The organism is Desulfosarcina variabilis str. Montpellier, assembly GCF_048565275.1.
Lineage (GTDB): Bacteria > Desulfobacterota > Desulfobacteria > Desulfobacterales > Desulfosarcinaceae > Desulfosarcina > Desulfosarcina variabilis.
The window spans coordinates 1,883,000-1,901,211 of sequence record NZ_CP159846.1 but is presented as its reverse complement, the minus strand read 5'-3'; the positions used below and the strand labels follow the sequence as shown (position 1 = coordinate 1,901,211).

The window sequence follows — 18,212 nt, the reverse complement described above, 5'->3', positions numbered from 1 at the left end:
CGGTTACTCCTCCATTCCCGGCAACGGCTCGCCGCGCAAGTCGGTTTCTCTTTCCTTTTCCCCAGGCAGAATCAGGGCGTTGGCCACCAGTTCGTGGAGCCCGGTCACATCAACCTCCGGCACCCAGTATTCCATGGATGCAGGAAATGCAGCGCGGTCGATGGCGCACACACAGGCCAGCATGTTCACGCCAAATTTGTCGTGGACGTACTTGACGGCGTTGGCCCGCGGGAAGCCGCCAGCCATGCGCAGTTCCATGTTCTCACCGGCGTTGAGGCCCGCTCCGCTACCGCAGCAGAAGGTCTGCTCACGAATGGTGCCGGCCGGCATTTCATAGAAATTGTTGGCCACCTTCTCCAGCACATACCGGGGTTCGTCCAGAAGGCCCATGCCCCGGGCGGGGTTGCAGGAGTCATGAAACGTAACAATTTTGTTGTCGTTACGACTGGGATCCAGCTCCAGCTTGTCGTGTTTGATCAAATCGGCGGTGAACTCGGCGATATGCACCATCTTGGTCGAGCTGGCATTTTCAAACTTGGTGCCGGTAATGGGGTTGACCGGCTCTTCGAGGAAGTCAGCAGGGCCGTTCATGGTGTCCATGTACTGGTGGATCACGCGCCACATATGACCACATTCACCGCCCAGAATCCATTTGACGCCCAGGCGCTTGGCCTCGGCATACATCTTGGAATTAAGCCGTTTCATGGTTTCGTGGGAGGTGAAAAAACCAAAGTTGCCACCCTCGGAGGCATAGGTGCTCCAGGTGATTTTCAGGCCGTATTTCTCTTTCAGGTAGTGAAAAAGAATCATGTAGCCCATACAGGTGTAGGTACCCGGGTCGGCAAATACATCGCCGGATGGGGTGATAAAAAGGATGTCGGCGTCCTTTTCCATATAGGCGGGATTTACCTGAACGCCGGTAATCTCCTCGATATCCTCGACAAAGAAATCGAGCATATCCTTGAAGGCATGCGGCTGGATCCCCAGATGGTTACCGGTCATATAACAATTGGATACCGGGGTGGCAATCCAGTCGATATTCAGGCCCAGCAAATTGAGCAGTTCACGGCCCATGATGGTGATTTCAGCGGTATCGATGCCATAGGGGCAGAATACCGAACAGCGGCGACACTCGGTGCATTGAAACAGGTAGTACCACCATTCTTTAAGGACATCCAGGGTCATGGGTCGGGCACCGGCAAAACGTCCCAGGATCTTGCCGACCTTGGTGAAGTCGTTGCGGTAGACACTGCGTAACAACTCCGCCCTGAGCACCGGCATGTTCTTGGGATCGCCGGTACCGATAAAGAAATGACACTTGTCGGCGCACGCCCCGCAACGCACACAAATGTCCATGAACACCTTGAAGGACCGGAATTTTTCCAAGCGTTCACGGAATCCCTCTAAAAGAATCTGCTTCCAGTTATCAGGAAGCTTCCAATCGTCATCCAGTGGATTCCAGGCTCGCGCGTTTGGAAGACTCAGGGTTTCGACGCTCTTGGGGTTGGATGCGTAGCAGTACATCCCTTTACGAATATCCACGGGCGTGTCCATCCAACCAGTGCCGGACGGACGATGATCTATCTTTGACAATAGTTCATCGGTTGTGATCAGCTCATCTGCCATTATCTGCTCCTTTTATCTTACGCCTGTTCTTCGGGCATTTTTACGACCGGAAGGCCGGCTTCGACCATTTTTTCTCTAAAATCGTCTTCATACTCGTCATAGGTATGAACCTTGACCGGATAATTCCAGGGGTTCACGTGCCGGACCTGCCGGCTGTTGCCGGTCATGTTGCGAGTCGGGCTGAGGAAAATCCCGCCCAGATGCATCAGCTTGCTGAACGGAAAATAAGCCAACAGGACGCTGACCAGAAACACGTGGGCAAAGAAAACCGCGCTGATCCCGTCGGGAATCGTGGGTCTGAAGGTCACGAGTCCCATGGTCAACTCTTTAATGGCAACGATATCCACTTTGGTAAAATAGCGCATGAAAATCCCGGAAAGGGCAATCCCCATAATCAGGAACAAGGGGAAGAAATCAGCCACCAGGGAGATGTAACGCACCTGAGGAATGAACACCCGGCGCAGGAACAGGTAAAGCGCCGCAACCAGCAGGACAAACCCGGAAATGTAGATACCCGGCAGCCCCCATTGAACGGCATCGTAAAGCACCTCGGTACGGAAAAAACTGTCCAAATTTTCGGTCAGGGTCACGAAAAACGGCACCGGTTCCGTAAAAAAGCGCAAATGCCTGACAACAATAGCGAAAAACGCATAGTGAAACGCCAGTGCCCCGATCCACAAAAACAACTCCAGTTGATAGGTCAGGTGAGGCCCGCCCCTCAATTTCATCCGAGAATTGCGGAAAAGGGACCGAAAGCAGACAATCTCCAGGAACATCCGAATAACAACACCTACTGTGGATGACGGGTTGTCGATTTTGGCCTGTTTAAACCAAGGCAGGGATGGCTGCTGCCCACAAGTGGTGGTAATTCGGAAGGGCACCGCCGAGCGAGCCCAACCCATCACGCGGCGGGCAAACCCCACAACGAATAGAATCACCGCCAGATAGGGCACAATGATGGCGAAAACCATCTGCAGGCCCGCCCCCTGCTGCGTACCCACATAGGCGATCAGGAACAGCACGATAACCGCTATGAGGCTAACCATGTAATTTTTATTCATCGAACCGCACCTCACTCCTTGGCCCTGGCAGATTTAGCTTTTTACGCAAAGCCCCCTTGCCGTTATTTTTCCATACCACTGCTGGCATGAAAAGCACCCTGAAAAGAGGGCTCGGTAAATTCACAACCGCTGCCGGATGCCTGATCGAAAGATTAAAAAAAATTCAGAAACCGGGCCCGTCTGCCTCGGTTTCATCAATCAAACCCGCTCGCTTTAATGAGCTAAAAAACTGATTTCTGGATTCCGTCGCCTTGAGTTCATAAATTTTTTCCCGACACGCCACATAAATATCAAACGCCACCATCGCCATCTCGTCGATTTGTTGGTTCAACGCATTGATATTCGGGTTTTTATCACCACCAAGACCCGTTACGTGCTGATGGATGATCATTTTCAGGGAGAAAATAAACGCCGTGGCCTTGGATGGAGAAAACGACTGAACGGCCCGAATTCTCAGAATCGGATCCAGGGCAGCGGTCATCTCCTCGCGCCCTTTTCCCGTTATCAGGCAGTCCAATAACATCTCAAGGCTTTGGTGGGTGGTCTGTCCCACCGGATTGGCAAAGGGATCTTTTTGACTCTTGAGAAAACGCGCCGTATCGGGCGGGTAAGAGTCAACAGTGACCTGGAACCAGCTTTTCAGGATCTCTTGTTTTTTAGCCGCCAGTGTGTGTGCTGAACTCATCTACGGTTTCACCCCAGTGACATCCGCAAAGCAAACACGAATGCCCTTATATCAACCTCAACTTGTCGGTTCGGATTATTTTGGTGGAAATCTAGTGCAACGGCTGGAAATCAGCCAAATTCAAGCACGAATCTATAGTCAACTTACCCATCTCTGTCAAGGACAAATAAGACGTCGGCTGCCCGGAAGGCAGCAATCAGCGATACATTTTCTTCCACGGCGAACGCTGATTCTCCCGCGTATCGGCAAGCGCCAGATAAAGCGTGCCCACGGCCAGCTCGGCACAGTGGTAATGGTCCGCAGGTAGCGTTTCCAGAAAACCGGCGACTTTGTCCGGTGTCATTTCCCAGGCGGCCTCCACGGTTTTCCCCTCTACCAATGAGACAATCGCATTGCAGCAGGCATTGGTGTTAAGGCAACCGTTGATATCATAGGCGATTGTTTTAATTGTATTGCCGTCCAGATTGATGAAAATCTCCACGGTATCCCCACAGTCGCCCGTTTTTTGGGCATAGCCGTCGGCTTGTTCCAATCGTTCCCGATGATCGGCACGGAAAGCCATTTCAAGAAAAGTCAATGAATGGTCCTGCCAGAAATCCGTCGTGTCCATTTGTTCTTCCATTTTATCCAATCTCCAATGATATGAACTGTCGGCACGTTTATACCGATACTAACGGCGGAGTTATAGAAGCCACCGGCGGCTTTGTCAATACAGGTTCCAAATAAGCGCTTAACCAATTGCGATGGTTGATTATTTATGTTAGGCTGACCGAAAATAGTGAAACGAAAGGGTGCCGTTCATGAAAAACGTCGCCATTGTTGCCAATGTGGCTCAATTGGCTGCCATCTTGCTGATTCTTTTTATCCGCGGATTGGATCTTGGCGTTCTGGTGATTTTTCTGCTTTTTTTTCTGATGGCCGTTCCGTTCATTAATTTTCTGTCACTGTTTTTCGCCCACCATCCGCTGATGGGCCCATCCACAGAAAACAATCATGAAACAGAAATGATCAAGCGGGAAGCCATCCGCATTCAATATCAGGAAGACCATTGCCCTATTTTTAAAACCAACCTGGGCGCATTTGCCGTAAAAAATATTTCCGAGGGCGGGGTGTGTATCAGCGCGGCGTCCAGCACACCGTTTAAAAAGCGGATCAATGGCCAGATTCAGCTGCTTTGCGGTGACCGCCTGAAAATCAGAGCCAGTGTGCTAAGAAAGGATGAAGGCGAAGTCGTCTTCGGCTTTGCCATCCCCATCGGGACCGCCGTTCTCATGGAAGAAAAAAAAGTTGTGGCCATCGGACCGATCGCCTGAAAGCCCCCCTTATCGACAGCAATTGTAATTATGCCATGTCGAGATTTCCGATTACGATTACGAGCACCGCATAGCTTAAGCACGAGCACGACAGGCATTGGCGTTATTCGTGCTCGTGCACGAATAAGCAATGATGCCGTTGACGGATGAGCGGTAGACGGGTGCCAAGGCAGGCAAGATGTGATTTTTTTGCCTGCCCTGGCCCATACCCCTTAAAAAAGAGGATCCATCCATACGATCGGAAAAGCGGGTTGCATGCGGTGGGTTGCCAAAAAAGGCAGCTCAAGAAGCTGCCGGCAAATAAAGGCATGTCAGTTTGGATTGGGATTGAAGAGCCTACATGTATCTGGCTTTTCTAGGGAAGGCGGACACTTTTTCTGCGATCTGTACCGGATCGTCGATCTTTTCCAGAACGGCGTTCAGGTAGGTATCCATTGTATTCAAAAACACGACGATCACTGCCAAATCGTCGTCCACCATTATCAATCAGTACTGTTCTTTCGGGAGCCATACGCTGCGCCTTGTGCATTTTTTTGTCCATTTCTACGATGCCACCGGAGGAAATCCGGGCTTGTTGTTCAGTTTCAGCTACCAACATGCACGTTCAATCAATACGCCAGGCAGATGCAACTTACATACCGATCCCAAAGAAGAAGCACTATATCAACAGATTCAAAATGTTACTGATTCTTAGGCCTGCTGGCCAGTGAACATGTGGAAATTTTGGTAATAATTCAAATGAAAATAATTACACATCAGAAAAATACTTCTTATGTCTATTTGAGCAGGTAGTATATTATTAGCATAGCTCCAGGCTGCTGCCAAGTATCAAATATCGCTGTTGAAACACATGTTCATCCTCGCTTTTGGGTTTTGGCGGGAAAAGATCCCCTGTCTTTTTTTCCTGAACGCGTGTTTCGCCCATGAGTGGCGGTTGAAAACGATCGGGATCCTTGTGGGCTGCGCCTTTTGCGACCCTTTGCACGATGGGCTGTTGACATCCCCGAAAACAACGTTTCCAGGTGCGGCACATTTAGCCGCTTCAACGCCTCGCGGATCAGCGGTCGGTTGGCCGGGTTACGATACTGAATCAACGCCCGCTGCATCTTGCGTTCGCGAAACGTCTTGGCCACATAAACGGACTTGCCGCTAAACGGATCTTCCTGCGTATAATAGATCACCCCGGAAAGGGTCAGGGGAAGGGGAATAAAATCCTGAATCTGCTCGGGGTGCATGTTTCGCGCAATCAGGTAGCGAGCCATTTCCAGGGCGCTTTCCAGTGTCGCGCCAGGATGGGCACTGATAAAGTAGTTGACCAGAAATCGAGGTGCGGGAAGGCGCTTGCCCACCCGTTTGAACTGCGCCACAAACGCATCGTAGGCGCGGATGGACGGTTTGCCCATGATTTCAAGCACGCTATCGCTGACATGCTCCGGTGCGACTTTCATGCGCCCGCTGACATGAAACCGGCACAGCTCTTCCAGAAAGGCGTCGGTGCCATCGTCCCCAAACAGATCATGGCGAAATCCGCTGCCGACAAAAGCGTGGTTGACGCCGGCAAGCGCCCTGATACGACGGTATAGGGACAGGCTTTTGGCGGTGCCGGGATCAAGGCTGGGACAGGTCTTTGGCACCATGCAGCGCTTGTTCCGACAAAAGCCCTTGGTTGACCACCGGGAGCACTCGGCCCCATAAAGATTGGCTGTGGGACCGCCCATGTCGCTGATCGTTCCGTGAAATGACGAATCCCGAACCAGGCGCTCGGCCTCGCGCACGATGGAATCGGCACTGCGGCTCTGGACCAGACGCCCCTGATGAAAGTAAAGGCTGCAGAAATTGCACTCACCGCAGCAGCCCCTGTGGGTAATCAGACTGTGTCTCACCGTCTCCAGCCCGGGAACGCCGCCGCCGGCGTCATCGTCGGGGTGCCAACCGCGCCGGTAATCGAGTTCATAAACCATATCCAGATCGGCCTGGGCAAGTGGCTTGGGTGGCGGGAAGACAACGGCATATCGATCGCCATGGGCCTGGACCACCGCCTTTGCGGTAAAGGGATTTTGCTCCCGGTAAAACGCCACAAAGGCCTGACCAAAGGCCTTGGTGCTATCAGTCACCGCCTCAAAAGAAGGCAGCCTCACGACATCCCCCAGCGCCGTCGGTTCTTTTCGAATGACCGCCGTCCCGCAAATGTTATCGAGATTGTCGATGGATTCCCCCGCAGCGAGCCGCCGAGCAATCTCCACCACCTGCTGCTCCCCCATGCCGTAGACCAGGATGTCGGCCCGACTGTCAAAAAGAATCGAGCGCCGCACCCGGTTGTCCCAGTAATCATAATGGGCCAGGCGGCGCAGACTGGCCTCGATGCCGCCGATGACCACGGGCACGTTCTTGAAGGCCTGCCGCACACGGTTGGCATAAACGATCAGGGCGCGGTCCGGCCGCCTGCCGATCTTGCCTCCCGGACTGAGATCGTCTTTTTTGCGGGGGCGTTTATTGGCCGTATAGTTGGCCACCATGGAATCGATGTTACCCGAGGTAATACCGAAGAAAAGCCGGGGCCGGCCCAGGCGCTTGAAATCCTCGGCGTCTCGCCAGTCGGGCTGGGCGATGATCCCCACCCGGTAGCCATGGGACTCGAGCACCCGGCCGATCACGGCCACACCGAAGGCCGGGTGGTCCACATAGGCGTCACCGGTGACCAGGATGATATCCAAGGCATCCCAGCCCCGCTTTTGCATGTCCAATCGGGATACGGGCAAAAATGTTGATCGCACGCTGTCTGACGATCGGCTTGCCCCCTTGTCCGGCAAATTGTTGATGGCGTTTGGCATGTTGTAATTCCGTTTATTGCTTGAGCCCATGGGACCAATAGTGTATCAAATCTTTAGATTTAGTATCCATCATTTATGATCATTGCGGAGAAAAATTGTGCTCATTTACTATGTTGACGGCAAATTCGTTCCGGCTGAAAAAGCGGTCATCCCGGTGGACGATCTGGCCCTGTTGCGCGGTATCGGGGTCTTTGACCTGCTGCGCACCTACAACGGCAAACCCTATTTTCTGGATGCCCACATCGACCGGCTGGAAAACTCGGCCCAAAAAATCGACCTGGCCCTGCCCTGGACCCACGACGAAATAAAAGACGTGGTCAAGGCCACCCTGGCCAAAAACGATATCCCCGAAGCCAACGTCCGCATCGTCGTCACCGGCGGCTCCAGTACCGACTTCATGACCCCTGCCGGCCCACCGCGACTGTTGGTGCTGGTTTCACCGATTCCCAAACTTCCCGACAGCTGGTACACCGATGGGGTAAAAATCATCTCCTGGGAAGTCGAGCGCACCATCCCCGGAGCCAAGAGCATCGACTATATTTCAGCCAGCCTGGCCCTGAAAAAAGCAGCGGCCCAGGGCGCCATCGAGGCGCTTTACATTGACCGCAACGGGCTGGCGCTGGAATGCACCACGTCCAACGTGTTCGCCTTTACGGGTGAAACCCTGATCACCCCCGGCCGGGGAATCCTCTCCGGTGTCACCCGCAAGGTGGTCCTGGAACTGGCCGAGCGCCTGTTTCCCATCGACATCCGCGATATTTCACGAAGCGAGCTCGTTGCCGCCGACGAGGTGTTCATCACCGGAACCGGCAAGGGCCTGGTGCCGGTGGTCCAGGTCGACGAAGATACCATCGGCGACGGCCGACCCGGAAAAAAGACCCGGCAGTTGATGGCGGAGATCAAACGGTATACCCAGGCCCATTAGTGGTCAATGGACCAGTGTTAAAATTATTTTGGCCTGCCGCCAGACCGGACTTTCCGAGATGCTGTCCTGCCCGTTCGCTGCTTCCCGCAGTTGGTTGAACACGCGCCCGGTCAGCCGGTCCTTGCCGGCCGAAAGGCGAATCACCCCCTGGAGCAGAAAAAAACTGAGCAGCAGTACCAGGATGATGGTCCAGAAGGCGTGCAGAAAAAAGTCACCGGAAAGAATCGTGCCTGAAAAAAAATTCACCGCGGTCAGCCATCCGGCATATCCCAAAATCGCCAGCACCGGCAGGTTGAAGACCAGCAGGGAGGCGATCCCGGTGCCGAACACCAGGATACGCGTCCAGACGGCGACCAGCCATCCCACCGGCCCCAGCCAGCGTTGGGCCAGGTGTTGATAGAGGCGCACATTGATTCCCGGGGCAACGCGCCGGCCCTCGCCCTCAAAGGCGGCCACGGCAGCCTGCAGGGCCTCGGTTTGTGAATAATGGGAATATGACGATGGACAGGTCGTTGAGACCGAATAAACCGGTCAGTTTGACTTTTATGCCCACCGCGCCGACCGGATCACCGGTATGCAGGACATAAATGACCGCCGCCGTTGCCGGAATGACGTTGAGCATGGCCTCCTTTTTAACGAGCATGTCATCGACAACCCTTTTCTAATTCCGATTGCGCAGCACGGCCTAAGTGCGGGCCAGCGCAGCCGGCAGGTCAACGGTAAGGGCCACCGTATCCGCATCAACAGGTTTTTCCCTCACCCCGGTGGATCCGGAAATCTGTCCGGCCATATCCAGAAGGGCGACCGTGGCCGGGTCCACTGTGGGCAGAGTCAGCGTAATCGACGGGTCCACGGCGGCCTGACGCAACCGGCTGGCGGCCCGGATCAGATCGCTTTCCAGGGTCGCGGCCAGTTCACCGGCACCCGGCATTTTTTCCTTGCGGCTTTTCCCGCCGGCCCAGTCGGCAAGCCGCATCATCAGTCGCACCGGCGTTTCAACCACTTTTCCGGTTTTGCGCATGATCTTGATATGGGATCGGTCCGTGGCCAGCCAGATCTCGGAAAACCGGCAAACCACCGCATCCATGGGCAGATGCCCGACAGCATCCTGAACACAGCCCCGCTGAACGGCGCGCAACCCCTTCAAATAGAGTTCCAGGTGCCGGACAGCCCCCTGGGCCTTGCATAAAAAAGTATCGGCCTGCGCCACACCACGGCACTGAAAATCGAGCATGGTGCCGTTGGCGTATAGGGATTCCACCGCGCTGCAGCCTCCTTTCCCGTCCCTTTGCATTGCATTTCGGTTTTATACACTTGGAGCGACGAGTAAACGGCTTGACAAGCCACCATCGGTTCACAATCTTTAAATAGTGCCCATCCAGAAATGGATTGCCTATTTCTGGATGGGCCCAAATATAGAACCGTCAAAATGGATGGGAGAAAAGCGATGGCCTGGATCAGCGTGCCCGGGCTGCCCGGCAAAGTCTACGAACCGGATGGTAGCGGTCAGCCGCACAAAAAACATCCCTGCAAAACCTGCTTTTCCTGCCAGTGGTGCGATGAAACCCGCTGCGAGGTCTGCCGGGATAAATCTGCTGTGACCAAAGACAAGGCATCGGTCAATGGTAGTACACCCCTAAAGCCCACGCTCAAAAGCCAAGCGACGCCACCCCAATCCGATAACTGATCACCACTAACGGAACACCCATCACTGATCACCGATCACCGATCACCGATTACCGACCACCGATCACCGATTACCGACCACCGATTACCAATCACCGCCCCCCCTTCATCCGATCCCAAAAATCCTCACCACTGGTCTGCTGGCGACCACCACCGGGTGGAGGCGGCGGGGGTGAAGCCGGGTTGCTTGGCGGCCGGACGCCCCGCAGCCGGCTAATGCGTTCTTCCATGGGGGGATGGGTGGAGAAAAGATTCTGCAGGCTCTTACCGGACAGCGGGTTGACAATGAACATGTGCGCCGTGGACGGATTGGCGGACATGGGAATCTGGCGGGAGTAGGCGCCTAACTTCTCAAGCGCCGTGGCAAGGCCTTCGGGTGTGCCGGCAATGCGCGCGCCGGTGGCATCGGCCAGGTACTCACGAGAACGGGAAACGGCCATTTGAATGATCATCGCGGCAATGGGCGCAATGATGGCCATGACAATCATGCCGATCATGCCGCCACCACCATTATCGTCATCCCGGCTCATACCGCCGAAGATGGCGGACCAGCGGGCCATGGAGGCCAGCATCATGATGGCACCGGCCATGGTGGCGGCGATGGTACCGATGAGAATATCCCGATTTTTCACGTGGGCCAGTTCATGGGCCAGCACGCCCATGATTTCCTGACGGCCCATCAGGCTGAGCAATCCTTCGGTGACCGCCACCACGGCATGATCCGGATTTCTCCCTGTGGCAAAGGCGTTGGGCGCCTGCTCGGGGATGATGTAGACCTTGGGCATGGGCAGTGATGCCTGGCGTGCAAGGGTCTGAACCATGCCGTACAGATCGGGCGCCTCCTGTGCCGAGACCTCGCGGGCACGGTACATCTTGAGCACCATTTTATCCGAAAACCAGTAGCTGAAAAAATTCATTCCCGCAGCCAGCACCAGGGCGATGATCATCCCCTGGCGACCGCCCATCAGGTTTCCAGCAAGCATGATGAGAACGGTCATACCAGCCAGCAAAACCGTTGTCTTGAGCTGATTGCCCATTTTATTTCTCTCCTTGGTCAAGGTTGATGGACTCGTAAAAAGTCGCCGTTCAGACGAATTGTCGTGCAACCAATCAACGCCCCGCTTCTCGGGGTGCCCTAAAATAACACCGATTCGACCAAAGGCAACACGGCTTTACAACCCCTTATTTCAGTGTTAAATTTATACGGTTGTTGAAACAGCGTATTCTATCGCACATCCATAACAGAAAACAGTTTCGGGGAAACATTATGGAATACATCAAAATCAAATTCGGCAGCAATTTTGATCCCACGGGTCAAGGTCTGGGGAAAACCATTCAAGACATATTCAGACCGCGGCCCGTCAACCCCATGTTTTCATCCCGGGAACATATGTGGACGCCCCAGATGGACATCTTCGAAACGCCCGAGGAAATAATGATATGGGCGGAAATTTCCGGTGTGGAAAAAGAGGATCTGGATCTTGAAATCAACTCCCGGGCAGTCAAAATTTCCGGAATCCGCAGGGAAATGTCCCGGGTCCCCAACGGCACCTTCAGGTTGGCTGAGATTCAGTATGGCCGTTTTGAACGCATCCTTTACCTGCCCTCCCCCGTAGACACGGAAGTGGTATCCTCCAGCTATTCCAACGGGCTGCTGAAAATCAGGATTGCCAAACTAAAACTCGACAAAGTCCACAAAATTCCCATCAGTGAAGAATAACGGTATTGCCACCCACGGCTCTATGGTGAGCAGCATCGTATTGTTCACCCCACACAACCAGAATCACCGAATGACTCCCCCTTAGGAGGACTTATGCAAGATAAGCAGCCATCTCTGGATTATAGCACCGAAAACCTGCCAACCGTGCTTCCCATCCTGCCTTTGTTCGACGCCACCCTGTTCCCTAAAATGGTGTTGCCGTTGGTGGTGATGCGCGGTGAGTCGGTTCAATTGATCGACGAGGCCATGGCCAAGGACCGCATGATTGGCCTGGTGGTGGCCAAGAAACAGGAAAACGTCAAGCCGGATCCCGACAGCGGCGACATGGCCCTGGTGGGCACGGTCGCCCTGATCCTGAAAATGGCCAAAACCGAGGACAACCGGGCACAGCTATTGGTTCAAGGCCTCAGCCGTTTCCATGTTAAATCCTACCAGGAAGACAAACCGTACCTGGTGGCCGAGGTGGACTATTTTGACGATGTCGATCATCAGGATAACGAGACCGAAGCGTTGATGGCCAATGTCATCAAACAGTTCGGCCGTGTTGTCCAGCTTTCTCCAGGCCTGCCCCAGGAAATGGGTTCCATGGCCACCTCCATCAGGGAACCCGGCACCCTGGCGGATATGGTTGCTTCGACGATCAACTCCTCAGCCGAGGAAAAACAACAAATTCTGGAGATCCAGGATTCAACCGAGCGTCTCAAGGCGGTGACCAAACTGATCCATCATCAGCTGGAGATCCTGGAACTGGGCAACAAGATTCAATCCCAGGTCAAAGGGGACATGGACAAACGCCAGCGCGAATACTACCTGCGTCAGCAACTCAAGGCCATCAAGGAAGAATTGGGGGAAACCGACGATGCCGGCGTGGAACTTGAGGAATATCGCACCAAAATCAAGGAGCGCAACCTGCCGGAGCTGGCCGTGAAGGAGGCCGAGCGCGAACTGGACCGGCTTTCCCGCATGCATCCCTCATCGGCCGAATACACGGTGGCCATGACCTACCTGGACTGGTTGACCGAACTGCCCTGGAACGAAAACACCGAGGACAACCTGGATATCAAAAAAGCGCGGGCGGTGCTGGACGAAGACCATTTCGGCCTGGAAAAGGCCAAGCGCCGCATCATCGAGTATCTGGCGGTGAGAAAACTCAAACCCGATTCCAAGGGCCCCATTCTGTGTTTTGCCGGCCCTCCGGGAACCGGTAAGACATCCCTGGGCAATTCCATCGCCCGGGCCCTGGGCCGCAAATTTCACCGCATCTCATTGGGTGGCGTGCGCGACGAGGCCGAAATCCGCGGACACCGGCGTACCTATGTGGGAGCCCTGCCCGGCCGCATCATTCAGGGGCTGCGGCGGGCCGGATCCAACAACCCGGTCTTCATGCTCGATGAAATCGACAAGGTGGGCTCCGATTTCAGGGGCGATCCCTCATCAGCCCTGCTCGAAGTACTGGACCCGGAACAAAACTTCTCCTTTTCCGATCACTACATGGATGTTCCCTTTGACCTGTCCAAGGTGATGTTCATCACGACAGCCAATGTCCTGGACACCATCCCATCGGCCCTGCGCGACCGTATGGAAGTGCTGGAGCTGTTGGGCTATACCGAAGATGAGAAGGTCAAAATCGCCGGCCGCTACCTGATTCCGCGTCAGCGCGAGGCCCACGGGTTGAAAGCCAAGGAAATCAATTTTACCACCGGCGCGATCCGGCACATCATTTCCGGATACACCCGTGAAGCCGGTCTGCGCAACCTGGAGCGAGAAATCGCCAGCGTCTGCCGGGGTGTGGCCGCCGGCATCGCCGAGGGAAAAATCAAAAAAGCGACGATTAAAATCGGTGATCTGGCCGAGTACTTGGGACCGGTCAAATTACAACCCGAAGCCAAGGCCCGCATGACGACCCCCGGCGTTGCCATGGGATTGGCCTGGACCCCCACCGGCGGCGACCTCTTGTTCATCGAAGCCACGGCCATGAAGGGCAAAAAAGGCCTCACCCTTACCGGCCAACTGGGCGACGTGATGAAAGAATCGGCCACGGCCGCCTTGAGTTTCATTCGGGCCAACGCCAAGAAGCTAGGTGTGGACGAAAATTTCTTTGACTCACATGATATCCACATTCATGTTCCGGCCGGCGCGATTCCCAAGGATGGGCCATCGGCCGGTGTGACCATGCTCACGGCCCTGGTGTCGCTACTGAAAAATAAAACCATCAAGAAAGACCTGGCCATGACCGGTGAGATCACCCTGCGCGGCCAAGTGCTTCCCGTGGGCGGCATCAAGGAAAAAGTACTGGCTGCCCACCGGGCCGGTATCAAAACGATCCTGATCCCCAAATGGAACGAGAAAGACCTGATCGACATCCCTGCCAAAGTACGCGATGATATTAAGTTCCATTTCATGGAAAAAATGCTCGATGTGGTCAAAATCGCCATTAACGAATAAAATCTCAATTTCCAATAACCAAATAACAAATAAATTCCAAATCACAAGGTCCAATTCTCAAACTCATGCAAAGCCCATTATAAAAGGAAAAGAAACCGATTGTTTGGAATTTGAGTTTTGGTGCTTGTGATTTATTTGCAATTTGTCTTTTGGGATTTTAAACACAAATGATCAAAAAATTCGAAAAAATACCCATAGAAGGCATCCGTTGAGGAAACTGAAAAAGGCAACAGGAACAAATGGAATCGGAACGAGACGGGTTCGGCAAGAGGTGTTGCTGCTGGCAACGGCAGGAATGTTTCTCCTCCAGGCCTGCGCCTCGGCCCCGTCTTCGCCCCCCCCCACCCTTAAGGGGCATCCCAAACCCTACCGGGTGGATGGCACCTGGTACAAGCCCATGCCCGACGCCAAGGGGTATACTGAAGAAGGCATTGCCTCCTGGTACGGTAAAAAGTTCCATGGACGCAAAACCTCCAGCGGTGAGACTTACGATATGTACGCCATGACTGCGGCCCATAAAACCCTGCCCCTGGGCACATGGGTGACTGTGCGGCGCTTAGACGATGAGAAACAGATCACCGTGCGGGTCAATGACCGGGGGCCATTTGTCCAGGGCCGCATTATCGATCTGTCTTACACGGCGGCCAAACAGCTGGGTATGGTCGGTCCCGGAACAGCGCCGGTGGAAGTGGTGGCTCTGGGCAAACGGCAGTCCACAGCCCTGGGCGACACTTTTATCCCTGTGGATTATTACAACGGGTCATTCACCTTTCAGGTGGGCGCGTTTACCAATCCGGAAAATGCCGAACGGCTGCGGGCCAAGCTGGACAGGCAATTTTCCAATGCCCATGTGGTTCCCTATAACCGTGGGGACATGGTGTTTTACAGGGTACGGGTGGGCAGTTGCAAGGACCTGGGGACAGCTGAAGTTTATGAAAAGTACCTGGCCGACAACGGCTATCCCAATGCGTTTATTGTGGCCGAGTAAGAATTTACCAGTGTTAAGTGTAAAGTTTTAAGTGGTTAAGTGAAGGAATGCTGGCGCTAATCGATTGTATCCTTTCCTTAACACTTTACACTTAACCCTTAACACTTATCGATTAAGCCAAGACAACCCCTAACGACGCGAATTGCAATAGTCATCACAGTGCTGCTCCCCGACACCATATTCATTGACCGCGACGGCGTCATCAACCAGGACTCACCGCATTACATCAAAAGCCGGGAAGAATTTTTTCCGCTGCCGGGAAGTATCGAGGCCATAACCCGACTGTCACAGGCGGGTATTCGCGTGATCGTCATCACCAACCAGTCGGCCGTCAATCGCGGGATGATGTCCCTGGCCGAATTGCAGGCCATTCACCAGAATCTGCGTGCCGCCGTGTCAGACCAGGGCGGCCGCATCACCGACATTTTTTTCTGTCCGCATCGCCCCGATGAACACTGCGCCTGCCGTAAGCCCAAGCCGGGATTGATCCTGGCGGCTTGCCAGCGGCACGGCATCGATCTGTCGCACGCGGTCATGATCGGTGACAGCGCCAAGGATATTCTGGCGGGTCAGGCGGCCGGCTGCGGCCGCACAGTGCTGGTGCAGACCGGCAACGGCCAAAGCGCCCTTCAAGCACTTGACCAGGCGGGCCAGGTCCCGGACCACGTGGCCGTCGACCTGGCCGCCGCTGCAGACTGGATTCTCGATCAGCGCCATGGGTAAATCATCCGCACCGGAAATCGTGGTTGCCGGCCGCATCCAGCGCATCACCTATTATAATCGGGAGAACCACTTCGTCATCGCCCGTCTTTTAACCGATGAAACCCGTCGCACGATCACCATCAAGGGAACCATGCCCGATCCCAAGGCCGGTGAATCCATCGAGGTCCGGGGCACGTGGCAGACGCATGCCCGGTACGGGCAGCAGCTTCATTTTACCCGCTTCACCACCCGCCTGCCGGCCACTGTGGACGGCATCCGCAGCTACCTGGAATCGGGATTTATCAAGGGCGTGGGACGTAAGCTGGTGGATCGGATCATCACCCACTTTATGGCCGACACCCTGACGGTGATCGAAACCGAGCCTGAGCGTCTGACCGAGGTGGACGGCATCGGCAAAAAGATCGCCGGGCGCATTGCCGAGGCCTGGCAGTCCCATCATGCGGCCAGAACACTCATGCAGTTTCTGGAGCAAAACGGTGTCGACAGCGTCCATGCCGCCCGCCTGTTGCGCGAATACGGCAATGACGCGGTAGAGATTCTGTGCAACGATCCCTATCGGGTCGCCGAGGATATCCCCCGCGTAGGCTTTTCCATTGCCGATGCCATTGTGCGTAACGCCGATACCCCCGTGGACGAAGCAGACCGGGCCAAGGCCTGTCTGCTGCACCTGATCGATCAAACCGTGGACCAGGGCCACACCTATATTGCCAGAGACACGCTTTTGGACCAATGCCAAGACGTCTTCGACTTGGCCCAGGACGTGGCCACCGCCGCCCTGGACGATCTGGTGCAAAACCAGACCCTGGTGATCGAAGACAGCGGCGCGTTGGTGTTCCCCGACACCCTCTATCAGGCAGAAACCCGGGTCGCCCAAAGAATTGCCGCCATGCAGACCGTCCCGGCCGCAGATCCGCCGCCGGACAGCCGGATCATCACCGAGGCGGTGCTGAAAAAACTCGCCATCACCCTATCAGAGCAGCAGGAGACAATACTGACCCAGGTCCTGGCCCATAAGGTGTCGGTGATTACCGGCGGCCCCGGTACCGGCAAAACCACTTTGATCCGCTCGATCACCGCCGTCATGGAAGGCCTCGGGCGGCGGGTCCTGCTGGCAGCGCCCACGGGCCGTGCCGCCCGCCGGCTTTCCGAGGTGACCGGCCGGTCGGCCGCCACCCTGCACAAGACTCTGGGCTACAACCTGGCCGACGGCCATTTCGAGCGTACCGAGGATGATCCATTGAGGGCCGATGTGGTGATCATCGACGAAGCCTCGATGATCGATATCCAGCTCATGGCCCACCTGATTCAGGCCGTGCCCATGACCGCCGCCCTGATTCTGGTCGGCGACGTTTTCCAGTTGCCATCGGTGGGTCCAGGAAATGTGCTGGCCGATCTGATCCGGTCCCAAACCATCATCACCTTTGAATTGACCGAGATTTTCCGCCAGGACGAACAAAGCCTGATCGTGATCAATGCCCACCGCGTACGAAAAGGTAAGCCGCCGCAGGTCGAGCCGCCAGTCGATCCGGAAGCGCTGTCCGACTTTTATTTCATTGAGCAGGCTGATCCCGAAAAAGCGGCAAAGACCATCGTGGCCCTATGCCAACAAGCGATTCCCGATCATTTCAGGTTGGATCCGATCCGCGATATTCAGGTGCTCACCCCCATGCACCGCGGTCTGGTGGGCACGCTCAATCTCAACCGGATGCTGCAGCAGGCCTTGAACGCCAGCGGCGATCAGGTGGACGTCATGGGCAGTCGTTTCAAGGTAGGCGATAAGGTCATGCACCTGCGCAACAACTACCGCAAGGAAGTGTTCAACGGCGACATTGGCATTTTTCACAGTATTGATCTGGAAAACGAGCAAGCCGAGGTGGACTATGACGGCCGCATCGTCCCCTATGACTTTGTCGAGCTGGACGAGCTGACCCTGGCCTATGCCATCAGCGTGCACAAGTCCCAGGGATCAGAGTATCCAGCCGTGGTGATTCCGTTGTTGACCCAGCATTATATCATGCTGCAGCGCAACCTGCTCTACACGGCCCTGACGCGGGGCAAAAAACAGGTGGTGATTGTCGGCAGTCAACGGGCACTGGATATCGCCCTGGCCAATGTCCGGCCCCGTCAGCGGCGTTCCATGCTGGCACAACGGCTCAACCCGCAATTGCCAACGGACGGTGATAAAATGGAAATATGAACCATGGTTTCA

General features: G+C 55.0%; 18 protein-coding genes. 8 read left to right on the top strand and 10 right to left on the bottom strand.

Going from position 1 to position 18,212, the window contains the following annotated elements; genetic code table 11:
• Positions 1–3 precede the first annotated feature (3 nt).
• The 4 genes from dsrK to Dvar_RS08360 form a co-directional block, all read right to left on the bottom strand.
• A complete protein-coding gene (dsrK, locus tag Dvar_RS08375) occupies positions 4–1,626 on the bottom strand; it encodes a sulfate reduction electron transfer complex DsrMKJOP subunit DsrK (protein ID WP_419661238.1) in 1,623 nt (540 codons plus the stop codon).
• Positions 1,627–1,643: 17 nt separating this feature from the next.
• Positions 1,644–2,687 (bottom strand): sulfate reduction electron transfer complex DsrMKJOP subunit DsrM, encoded by a 1,044-nt coding sequence (gene dsrM / locus Dvar_RS08370; protein ID WP_419661237.1) that lies wholly within the window; start codon positions 2,685–2,687, stop codon positions 1,644–1,646.
• Between the two features lie 163 nt (positions 2,688–2,850).
• Entirely contained in the window at positions 2,851–3,372 is a 522-nt protein-coding gene (locus tag Dvar_RS08365) for an RsbRD N-terminal domain-containing protein (RefSeq protein ID WP_419661236.1), read from the bottom strand.
• A gap of 196 nt (positions 3,373–3,568) precedes the next feature.
• A complete protein-coding gene (locus tag Dvar_RS08360; protein ID WP_419661235.1) occupies positions 3,569–3,994 on the bottom strand; it encodes an iron-sulfur cluster assembly scaffold protein in 426 nt (141 codons plus the stop codon).
• 178 nt (positions 3,995–4,172) lie between these two features.
• Between Dvar_RS08360 and Dvar_RS08355 the strand changes: the two genes are divergently transcribed.
• Positions 4,173–4,685, top strand: coding sequence for a hypothetical protein (locus Dvar_RS08355; RefSeq protein WP_419661234.1), 513 nt, complete (start codon positions 4,173–4,175; stop codon positions 4,683–4,685).
• A 336-nt stretch (positions 4,686–5,021) separates the two neighbouring features.
• On the opposite strand, the gene Dvar_RS08350 is transcribed toward Dvar_RS08355, so the two are convergent.
• Both Dvar_RS08350 and Dvar_RS08345 read right to left on the bottom strand, forming a co-directional pair.
• Positions 5,022–5,150, bottom strand: a complete 129-nt coding sequence (locus tag Dvar_RS08350; RefSeq protein WP_419661233.1) for a hypothetical protein — start codon at positions 5,148–5,150, stop codon at positions 5,022–5,024.
• A 389-nt stretch (positions 5,151–5,539) separates the two neighbouring features.
• Entirely contained in the window at positions 5,540–7,516 is a 1,977-nt protein-coding gene (locus tag Dvar_RS08345) for a YgiQ family radical SAM protein (protein WP_419661232.1), read from the bottom strand.
• A 97-nt stretch (positions 7,517–7,613) separates the two neighbouring features.
• Between Dvar_RS08345 and Dvar_RS08340 the strand changes: the two genes are divergently transcribed.
• On the top strand, positions 7,614–8,441 hold the full coding sequence (locus Dvar_RS08340) for an aminotransferase class IV (RefSeq protein WP_419661231.1): 828 nt from the start codon (positions 7,614–7,616) through the stop codon (positions 8,439–8,441).
• Positions 8,442–8,444: 3 nt separating this feature from the next.
• Here Dvar_RS08340 and Dvar_RS08335 read toward each other — a convergent pair whose 3' ends face one another.
• The 3 genes from Dvar_RS08335 to Dvar_RS08325 are packed head-to-tail and all read right to left on the bottom strand — an operon-like array spanning position 8,445 to position 9,702.
• Positions 8,445–8,897: a hypothetical protein gene (locus Dvar_RS08335; RefSeq protein ID WP_419661230.1), complete on the bottom strand. Its 453-nt coding sequence runs from the start codon at positions 8,895–8,897 to the stop codon at positions 8,445–8,447.
• Positions 8,884–9,084: a hypothetical protein gene (locus Dvar_RS08330; protein ID WP_419661229.1), complete on the bottom strand. Its 201-nt coding sequence runs from the start codon at positions 9,082–9,084 to the stop codon at positions 8,884–8,886. The genes Dvar_RS08335 and Dvar_RS08330 overlap by 14 nt, the downstream gene beginning before the upstream one ends.
• 42 nt (positions 9,085–9,126) lie before the next feature.
• Positions 9,127–9,702 carry a hypothetical protein gene (locus Dvar_RS08325; protein WP_419661228.1) on the bottom strand — a complete coding sequence of 192 codons (576 nt, stop codon included), beginning with the start codon at positions 9,700–9,702 and terminating at the stop codon, positions 9,127–9,129.
• A gap of 186 nt (positions 9,703–9,888) precedes the next feature.
• Between Dvar_RS08325 and Dvar_RS08320 the strand changes: the two genes are divergently transcribed.
• Positions 9,889–10,128, top strand: coding sequence for a hypothetical protein (locus Dvar_RS08320; RefSeq protein ID WP_419661227.1), 240 nt, complete (start codon positions 9,889–9,891; stop codon positions 10,126–10,128).
• A 91-nt stretch (positions 10,129–10,219) separates the two neighbouring features.
• Here Dvar_RS08320 and htpX read toward each other — a convergent pair whose 3' ends face one another.
• A complete protein-coding gene (gene htpX, locus Dvar_RS08315) occupies positions 10,220–11,164 on the bottom strand; it encodes a zinc metalloprotease HtpX (RefSeq protein WP_419661226.1) in 945 nt (314 codons plus the stop codon).
• A gap of 230 nt (positions 11,165–11,394) precedes the next feature.
• Here htpX and Dvar_RS08310 point away from each other — a divergent pair, with 230 nt between their 5' ends.
• From Dvar_RS08310 to Dvar_RS08290, 5 genes are all read left to right on the top strand, one after another.
• On the top strand, positions 11,395–11,847 hold the full coding sequence (locus tag Dvar_RS08310) for an Hsp20/alpha crystallin family protein (protein ID WP_419661225.1): 453 nt from the start codon (positions 11,395–11,397) through the stop codon (positions 11,845–11,847).
• A 93-nt stretch (positions 11,848–11,940) separates the two neighbouring features.
• The gene (gene lon / locus Dvar_RS08305; protein WP_419661224.1) at positions 11,941–14,292 is read left to right on the top strand and encodes an endopeptidase La; all 2,352 of its coding nucleotides are present in this window, start codon (positions 11,941–11,943) and stop codon (positions 14,290–14,292) included.
• 208 nt (positions 14,293–14,500) lie between these two features.
• Complete coding sequence (locus Dvar_RS08300; protein ID WP_419661223.1) at positions 14,501–15,280, top strand: septal ring lytic transglycosylase RlpA family protein; 780 nt, start codon at positions 14,501–14,503, stop codon at positions 15,278–15,280.
• Positions 15,281–15,439: 159 nt separating this feature from the next.
• Positions 15,440–16,003 carry a D-glycero-beta-D-manno-heptose 1,7-bisphosphate 7-phosphatase gene (gene gmhB, locus Dvar_RS08295; RefSeq protein WP_419661222.1) on the top strand — a complete coding sequence of 188 codons (564 nt, stop codon included), beginning with the start codon at positions 15,440–15,442 and terminating at the stop codon, positions 16,001–16,003.
• Positions 15,996–18,200, top strand: a complete 2,205-nt coding sequence (locus Dvar_RS08290; RefSeq protein WP_419661221.1) for an ATP-dependent RecD-like DNA helicase — start codon at positions 15,996–15,998, stop codon at positions 18,198–18,200. Before gmhB ends, Dvar_RS08290 begins: the two co-directional genes overlap by 8 nt.
• Positions 18,201–18,212 lie beyond the last annotated feature (12 nt).

What these genes read in the sequence shown, in the direction of transcription:
- dsrK (WP_419661238.1), bottom strand. Translation starts at nt 1,626, where the DNA reads ATGGCAGATGAGCTGATCACAACCGATGAACTATTGTCAAAGATAGAT.
- dsrM (WP_419661237.1), bottom strand. Translation starts at nt 2,687, where the DNA reads ATGAATAAAAATTACATGGTTAGCCTCATAGCGGTTATCGTGCTGTTC.
- Dvar_RS08365 (WP_419661236.1), bottom strand. Translation starts at nt 3,372, where the DNA reads ATGAGTTCAGCACACACACTGGCGGCTAAAAAACAAGAGATCCTGAAA.
- Dvar_RS08360 (WP_419661235.1), bottom strand. Translation starts at nt 3,994, where the DNA reads ATGGAAGAACAAATGGACACGACGGATTTCTGGCAGGACCATTCATTG.
- Dvar_RS08355 (WP_419661234.1), top strand. Translation starts at nt 4,173, where the DNA reads ATGAAAAACGTCGCCATTGTTGCCAATGTGGCTCAATTGGCTGCCATC.
- Dvar_RS08345 (WP_419661232.1), bottom strand. Translation starts at nt 7,516, where the DNA reads ATGCCAAACGCCATCAACAATTTGCCGGACAAGGGGGCAAGCCGATCG.
- Dvar_RS08330 (WP_419661229.1), bottom strand. Translation starts at nt 9,084, where the DNA reads ATGCTCGTTAAAAAGGAGGCCATGCTCAACGTCATTCCGGCAACGGCG.
- Dvar_RS08320 (WP_419661227.1), top strand. Translation starts at nt 9,889, where the DNA reads ATGGCCTGGATCAGCGTGCCCGGGCTGCCCGGCAAAGTCTACGAACCG.
- htpX (WP_419661226.1), bottom strand. Translation starts at nt 11,164, where the DNA reads ATGGGCAATCAGCTCAAGACAACGGTTTTGCTGGCTGGTATGACCGTT.
- Dvar_RS08310 (WP_419661225.1), top strand. Translation starts at nt 11,395, where the DNA reads ATGGAATACATCAAAATCAAATTCGGCAGCAATTTTGATCCCACGGGT.
- lon (WP_419661224.1), top strand. Translation starts at nt 11,941, where the DNA reads ATGCAAGATAAGCAGCCATCTCTGGATTATAGCACCGAAAACCTGCCA.
- Dvar_RS08290 (WP_419661221.1), top strand. Translation starts at nt 15,996, where the DNA reads ATGGGTAAATCATCCGCACCGGAAATCGTGGTTGCCGGCCGCATCCAG.